This window comes from Psychrobacter sp. T6-1, assembly GCF_052258445.1.
In genome coordinates this window covers 1-7,368 of record NZ_JBQQFC010000114.1, presented here as the reverse complement: position 1 = coordinate 7,368, position 7,368 = coordinate 1, and the positions used below count along the sequence as shown (strand labels likewise).

Below are 7,368 nucleotides of genomic sequence, written 5' to 3'. Positions count from 1 at the left end.
GTACATCCGCGCAGTATTGAGGTCGCAGGTCTGAAGACGGGTATGCCTATGCCGCCCTTAGCGCTACAAGATGAGGTATCACTAAGCTTAGCTTTGCATGTAAGTGAGCAGCAGCAAAAAGATATGGAAGCGGAGGGTAAAACCATGGAGATGCGCCCCTCGTACGATATTCTCAAAACTTTAGTCAAAGAGCACGACCGCGAAGGTAAAAAGAACGGTAAAGGCTTTTACGAGTATCCTGAAAAAGGCGATAAGCACTTATGGCCTGAGCTGGTTAATTTATATCCAACCGCGTCAGAGCAGCCAAGCCAAGAGGATCTTGTGGATCGTTTGATGTTTATTCAAGCCAACGAGTCGGCTAAATGTTTTGAAGAAAACGTCGTGCGCTCAGTGGCCGATACCAATATCGGCTCTATCTTTGGTTGGGGATTTGCACCGCATCAAGGCGGCACACTACAGTTCATTAATTCTATGGGTGTCGAGCAGTTTGTCGCCCGTAGTCGTCAGCTTGCCAAGCAATACGGCGAGCGGTTTGAGCCGGCTACTATCTTGGTCAAGATGGCGGCAAATGGCGAGGAGTTTGTAGATGGTTAATCAAGCTGATGGGCTGAGTAATTGCTTACAAGGATTGCGCGTCATAGATTTGACGCGCAATCTACCGGGGCCTTTTGCGACACGTTTGCTTGCTGATTTGGGCGCAGAAATTATCAAAATCGAGCCCAAAGGGGGCGATCCTGCGCGCGCCTTGGGTGGATTATTCGAGGCTCTAAATCACGGTAAAACCATCGAAAAGGTAGATTTTCGTGATGCTGAGGGCATAGCGTCAGTCAAGGAGCACCTCAAGAATGCTGATGTCATGCTCGACAGCTTTCGTCCTGGGGTGCTCAAGGGTATGGGTTTAGACCCCCAAACCTTACAGGCTATTAATCCAAAACTGGTCATTGTCTCTATTACGGGCTACGGCACGATTGACGGTAGTGACGTGACTCATGACTGGGCGAATAAAGCCGGTCACGATATCAACTTTATGGCGATGAGCGGGGTACTCGATCAGCTACGTACCGCAACTGGCGAGCAGGCTATGCCCAATATCCAGTTTGCAGACTTAGCAGGTGGTAGTGATACGGCAGTAATTGCCTTGTTAGCAGCGGTATTTGCCGCCAAGCAAACGGGCAAAGGTCGGCATGTCGCCGTCAGCATGACGCATAGCTTATACAATCATATGATTATGCCCAAGGCGACAGGGACGCTCGTCAAAAGCTTCTCAGAACAGAATCCAGCGCCGCATCATGACTTTTTGGGTGGATTATTGCCATGCTACCGCTTATACAAAACTTTGGATAATCGTTACATGGCGGTAGGGTCACTAGAGCTAAAATTCTGGCAAGGGCTATGTGAAGTTTTAGAGCTGCCTGAGCTCAAAGACGCGCATTGGCAGCGCGGCGTTATGCCTAACCTGCCAGCGAGCAAAGAGGCTGCTGCTATCGTTAGTGACAAATTTTCCAGTCAACCGCTTGAGTTTTGGCAGCAAGCTTTTGAGACCGCAGACGTTTGCGTAACGCCAGTTTTAAGCTTAGAGGAGGCCAAAGCACACCCACTATTTGCTCATCAAGACGGGCATCACAGCACGCTAGGATGGCAAGATATCAGACAATAATTCTCAAGTATGAGTTTTGAGGTTGTTTTTATTTAAACCGATTACCAAGGAAGGTAAGTTATGGATAAGTTTTGGACACAGGGTTATCCAGCAGGGGTCAATGCACAGATAGATCCGCCGCACAGTACGGTGATTGATATTGTAGAGAATAAGCTCACAGAATTTGCTGATAGAGAATTCTCTAGCAACATGGGCGTAAGCTACACTTATACGCAAATTGACAAAATGTCTTTGATGATTGCAGCTTGGATTCAAAACCTAGGGTTAGCCAAAGGCTCAGTCATCGGTATTATGATGCCCAATGTTCATCAGTATTTGCCCGTCGTTTTGGGCGTTATACGGGCAGGCATGGTCACCACGTTAATCAATCCATTGTACAGCCCGCGTGAGCTTAGGCATCAATTGGTCGACTCTGATACCTCAGCATTATTTATCTTAGAGCCGTTTTGTAAAACGCTAGAAAAAATAATCGATAATACACCCGTTAAGACCGTCGTTATCAGCAAAATAGGCGATATGCTAGGGACTGCAAAAGGCACGATCGTAAACCTTGCTGCCAACTACATCAAAAAAGCCATTCCTAGCTATGAGCTAAGCTCCAACGATAGTTATAGTGTCACCCGCTATAAATCTATGCTAAAGCAAGCTAAAAACCTCACTTATTCTCGGCCTACTGCAAGAGCTGATGACTTATTAATGTTGCAATATACAGGCGGTACTACTGGCGTCGCTAAGGGTATTTTGATCAACAACAAAAACGTCGTAACGGCAACTTATCAATTCGGTGAATGGTTTAAACCCGTCTATGCTGATATTGCTGATAACGTTCAGATGAACACCATCGTTGCGCTGCCGCTTTATCATATTTATGCTTTTATTTGCTCTATAGTAGGCTTGAGCGTAGGTCAACATCTCACCTTAGTTACCAATCCGCGCGACATTCCAAGTTTTATTAAAATTTTAGCTAAGCGCCCCTTTCATTTTCTTCCTGGTGTGAATACTCTATTCCAAGCCTTTGTGATGAATCCTGATTTTAAAAAATTGGACTTCTCAGAATGCAAGCTAACGGTGGTAGGCGGTATGGCTGCAACTCCCGAAACCGCTAGGCGCTGGCTTGAAGTGACAGGTCTGCCTATCTTAGAGGGCTGGGGTATGTCTGAGACTCTAGGAGTCGGCACCGCCAATCCATTCGATGGAACTAAGTACACTGGCAACGTCGGCTTGCCGCTACCAGGAGTCGATATCAGTATCCGCGATGACAAGGGTGACATTCTAGAATTAGGTGAAGTCGGTGAAATGTGCATCAAAGGTGATAATGTTATCTCAAGTTATCATAATATCGATAATGATCAGTTTTTTACTGCTGATGGCTACCTAAAGACAGGCGATATTGCGTCAATGGACGAGCAGGGCGCGATCAAAATATATGACCGCAAAAAAGATATGATTATCGTTAGCGGTTTTAACGTTTACCCCAATGAGGTCGAAAATGTCATTGAGACTCATTTTAAAGTTGCTGAATGTTCAGTCGTTGGTATCCCTGATGCGCTGCAAGGCGAGTCTGTCAAAGCCTATATCGTTAAAGCCGATCAAAGCTTAAATGAGGAGGAGATAAAAGCGCTGTGCCAAGAAAACCTGGCAGGCTATAAGTGTCCGCGCCATATCGAGTTTATAGACGAGCTTTCTAAATCTACGGTAGGTAAAATACTGCGCCACAAACTTAGAGCATCAGCAGCTTAGGGGTCTTCGACTAATTGATAGGTTTTTGAGCGCCTGATATCTCAGGCTTGGACATGGAGCGCCACAAAATACTAAACAATGCGTCAAAATTTGCGTTTAGCGGTACATCCGCTTGACGAATGGTATGCATAATTCCAAGGCGGCTGATAAATCCCATAAACACATCAAACAAAATGTGCAGTGGCACTGTATCGACAAGTACGCCGCGCTTTTGACCATCCTCAAGTACGCTCAAAAAAGCATCGATAAGCTCTTTATTCTTGTAGATAGCAATATTATGAAATCGCGCTATCGATACTTTAGAGAGTACCATCACCGCATCAGGCTGCGTATCCACAAAGTCCAAGCACACCCACAATGTCTTACGCAGGCGATCCTCCACGCTATCAATACCTTGCAGATGATCCATCATCCGCGCAGCAAGCCTCACCAGCACAATATCCATAATGGTATAGAGCACCGTTTGCTTGTCCCCAAAATACTTATATAGCGTCTGTAGCGACACATTAGCGGTACTGGCAATCTCAATCATCGTGATATCGCTGGCATCACTGCCTGCAAAAAGCTGGCGCACTGCTTTTTCTATTTTATCTAAGGTAGCAGGGCGCATCTCACTCAATGGGGCTATAGCTAAAGGTTTGTCCTGACTGTTTGCGTTAACTATTTGGTTTTTAGATGAGCTTGATTTTTTACTACTAGCAGATTTCGGTTTTGAGCGCGCAGATTTCATATAGCATTTTCCGTAGGTAAAGCTAGCTTTGGGGCCGTTAGTTTTTAAAACTATAGGTTTTTAGGACTATAAACTAGGATAATAAAAATTACCATTATAATATATTTAGTTGCTAATGATAGGCTGTTTTTATACAATAAAACCATAATTGCAAAGTATTGCGTTGTTTATAAGTACTAGCTATAAAGGTAATTTTTATTACTCTTAGTTGATTTTAGTATTTTAAAGCTAAACAGTGGTTAGCTCATAGGCTTACACCCTAAAGTATTTATCACTAGCACAGCATCTGCATTACCTACTCAAATTTACACTATCAAGGAAGAATTATGGCGATCAATTGCTTTAAACCCAGCTGGATGAACGAAGAGATTGAGATGCTGCATGAGAGTGCGCTAAAGCTATTTAAAAGCTGGGAGCAGCATGATGAGAGATGGCGCGACGATGGAATGCTTGATCGCGAAGCGTGGTTAGAAGCGGGCGAGATGGGCTTTTTGTGCGCCTCTATGCCAGAGGAGTATGGCGGGGCAGGTGGTGACTTTCGTCACGAAACCGCGCTTATTTATGCACAATCTGAAGCCAATATGTCAGGGTTCGGTGGGTTTTTGCATTCAGGTATCGTCGCTCCTTACATTCTCCATCACGGTACTGAAGAGCAAAAGCAAGCATGGCTACCAAAAATGGCGACCGGTGAGCTCATCGGTGCGATCGCCATGACCGAACCGGGCACTGGATCTGATTTACAAAACATCAAAACGCATGCTGTCAAAGACGGTGATGATTATATTATCAATGGCTCAAAGACCTTTATCACTAATGGTCAGTTGGGCAATTTGATCATTGTAGCCTGCAAGACTAATAGAGACGAGGGGGCAAAAGGCGTCTCACTAATCGTCGTCGAAACAGACAAAGCACCTGGGTTTGAGCGCGGTAAAAAGCTTAAAAAACTCGGCATGGCGTCACAAGATACCTCTGAGCTATTCTTTACCAATATGCGTGTTCCGCAAAAGAACTTACTCGGTACCGTCGAAGGTATGGGGTTTATGCAGCTGATGCAGGAGCTACCGCAAGAGCGCCTTATTGTTGCACTAGCTGGGGTTGGTGCGATGAAGTTGGCGCTGGATCTGACTATTGACTACACCAAAGAGCGTACCGCTTTTGGTAAGCCAGTTTGGAGCTTTCAAAACACACGCTTTAAATTAGCAGAGTGCAACAGTCATTATATCGCCTCAAGCGCGCTTTGCGATGCGGCTATTGAGTCGCTACTAAAAAAAGAGCTAACCGTCCAACATGCCGCTTTAATCAAATATTGGGTAACCGAGAAGCAGTGCATCGTCATGGATGAATGCGTGCAGCTATTTGGCGGTTATGGCTACATGATGGAATACCCGATTGCTAGGCTGTACGCTGATGCCCGCGTACAAAAAATCTATGGCGGTACCAACGAGATTATGAAAGAGCTGGCATCAAGATTTATGTAGATTTTATTCAGGCGAGAATTAGTTTTTACAATTGGTTTATATGTAATATGAATATTCAAAAGACTGACAAACCCAAACGTACGCCTATCGATCGCATCGCTGATCTATTGATGGAGGTGGAGCCTACCCGTCAATTCAATCGAATTAAGAGAATCGTTGCTAAGCGCTCCTTTAAAGATGAGTTACGTCACAAGGTTCAAGGCAAACGTATCTTAGTCACTGGTGCCTCCTCAGGGGTGGGTCGTAGTGCCGCTTTATCTTTGCTCGAGTCAGGCGCACATGTGTTACTGGTGGCGCGCCGTAGCGATAAGTTGCAAGAGGTCGCTGACGCCGCCGCTAGATTTGATGGTACAGCTTTTATTTATACTTGTGATTTGAGTGATGATGATGACCGCGAAAACCTGATTAAACAAGTGCTAAAGGTGCATGGCGGAGTCGATACGATCATCAATAACGCAGGTCGCTCAATCCGCCGCACTATTTATGACGCGGCCGACCGCTTACATGATTATGACCGCGTCATGAAGATTAATTACTTTGGCGCTATCAACCTCACCATTCCTTTGGTCGATCGTATGCGTATTAGCGGCACGGGCGGTCATGTTATTAACATCTCAACGATGGGCACGCAGCTCAAAGGCACGCCAAGATTTGGCGCTTATATTGCTTCAAAAAATGCACTGGATGGCTTCGCTGAAAGCGTCGCAGCTGAAACCTACAATGATGGTATCAACTGGACCACCGTACATCTGCCGCTTACCCAAACTGATATGATTGCGCCTGCACAAAACACGTGGAACGCTTATCCTAAACTATCGGTCGAGGCGGGCGCGGACATGATCTTGTATGCTGTCGCTTACGAGCCTATACGGGTCTGGCATCCGGGTATTTGGGTGATGGGAGTCATTGATAGCCTATTTAGTAAGTCAGCTCTTAAATATAAATCGCTTGAGTTTCCCAAATATGAGTCAGAAAAGCCGCTACCCAAAGTGGCTGTTATTGGCGCAGGCATGTCAGGTATTGCGATGGCAAAGGCGCTAAAAGAGGCTGGAACTTCCAATTTTGTTGTTTATGAAAAGGCAGATTCTGTTGGCGGCACATGGCGTGACAATACTTATCCTGGACTTGCCTGCGATGTTCCTGCTCACTTTTACTGTTATAAAGATGAGCTATCGCCCAAATGGAGTCATGTCTTTGCGCCTGGTCATGAGCTGCGTGATTACTTTGAGGATGTCACCCAAAAGCGCGGCTTGACCGAGCATATCAAATTTAATAGTGAAATCGATGAGGCCAAGTTTGAAGACGGCCTTTGGAAGATCAGAACTAAGACTGGAGACACTGACGAAGCGGACGTCCTAGTCTGTGCGACAGGGGTGTTACATCATCCCAATATGCCAGATATTTTAGGTATTGAGTCCTTTGCAGGTGCAAGTTTTCATAGCGCTCGCTGGGATCACAGCATTCCTCTAGAGGGCAGGCGCGTTGGTATTATCGGTAATGGCTCAACAGGCGTGCAAATTCTTAGTGCTTTATCTGAGCAATGCGCGCAAGTGACTCTGTTTCAGCGTAGCGCGCAGTGGGTAATCAGTGCGCCCAATCCAGAGATCCCCAAATCACTACAAACGCTCGCCAAAAAAGTACCTGCTGTTCAGCGCTTGGCATACCACACTGTAGGCAAAGTGTTTACCAGTTTGTTTAAGGCGCCACTAGCTCCAGGATGGCAGCGTACTTTTTTTAGTAAAAGTGCCAAGGGCAGCTTGTCA

General features: G+C 45.7%; 6 protein-coding genes. 5 read left to right on the top strand and 1 reads right to left on the bottom strand.

The genetic code is table 11. From position 1 onward, the window contains the following. The 3 genes from ACTXGO_RS07735 to ACTXGO_RS07725 all read left to right on the top strand — a co-directional run. The coding region (locus ACTXGO_RS07735; RefSeq protein ID WP_443573949.1) for a 3-hydroxyacyl-CoA dehydrogenase family protein at positions 1–594 on the top strand (594 nt) is incomplete at its 5' end. Continuing rightward, positions 587–1,657 (top strand): CaiB/BaiF CoA transferase family protein, encoded by a 1,071-nt coding sequence (locus ACTXGO_RS07730; RefSeq protein ID WP_435950934.1) that lies wholly within the window; start codon positions 587–589, stop codon positions 1,655–1,657. The genes ACTXGO_RS07735 and ACTXGO_RS07730, both read left to right, overlap by 8 nt. A 60-nt stretch (positions 1,658–1,717) precedes the next feature. Next, positions 1,718–3,397 (top strand): AMP-binding protein, encoded by a 1,680-nt coding sequence (locus tag ACTXGO_RS07725; protein WP_443573947.1) that lies wholly within the window; start codon positions 1,718–1,720, stop codon positions 3,395–3,397. Positions 3,398–3,407: 10 nt separating this feature from the next. On the opposite strand, the gene ACTXGO_RS07720 is transcribed toward ACTXGO_RS07725, so the two are convergent. Continuing rightward, on the bottom strand, positions 3,408–4,127 hold the full coding sequence (locus tag ACTXGO_RS07720; protein WP_435950936.1) for a TetR/AcrR family transcriptional regulator: 720 nt from the start codon (positions 4,125–4,127) through the stop codon (positions 3,408–3,410). Positions 4,128–4,453: 326 nt separating this feature from the next. Here ACTXGO_RS07720 and ACTXGO_RS07715 point away from each other — a divergent pair, with 326 nt between their 5' ends. Next, positions 4,454–5,605 (top strand): acyl-CoA dehydrogenase family protein, encoded by a 1,152-nt coding sequence (locus ACTXGO_RS07715; RefSeq protein ID WP_317199404.1) that lies wholly within the window; start codon positions 4,454–4,456, stop codon positions 5,603–5,605. Between the two features lie 47 nt (positions 5,606–5,652). After that, positions 5,653–7,368: SDR family NAD(P)-dependent oxidoreductase (locus tag ACTXGO_RS07710; protein ID WP_443573945.1), on the top strand; the 1,716-nt coding region annotated here is incomplete at its 3' end.

Excerpts from the sequence above, each read along its gene's own strand:
- ACTXGO_RS07730 (WP_435950934.1), top strand. The coding sequence starts at position 587 with ATGGTTAATCAAGCTGATGGGCTGAGTAATTGCTTACAAGGATTGCGC.
- ACTXGO_RS07725 (WP_443573947.1), top strand. The coding sequence starts at position 1,718 with ATGGATAAGTTTTGGACACAGGGTTATCCAGCAGGGGTCAATGCACAG.
- ACTXGO_RS07720 (WP_435950936.1), bottom strand. The coding sequence starts at position 4,127 with ATGAAATCTGCGCGCTCAAAACCGAAATCTGCTAGTAGTAAAAAATCA.
- ACTXGO_RS07715 (WP_317199404.1), top strand. The coding sequence starts at position 4,454 with ATGGCGATCAATTGCTTTAAACCCAGCTGGATGAACGAAGAGATTGAG.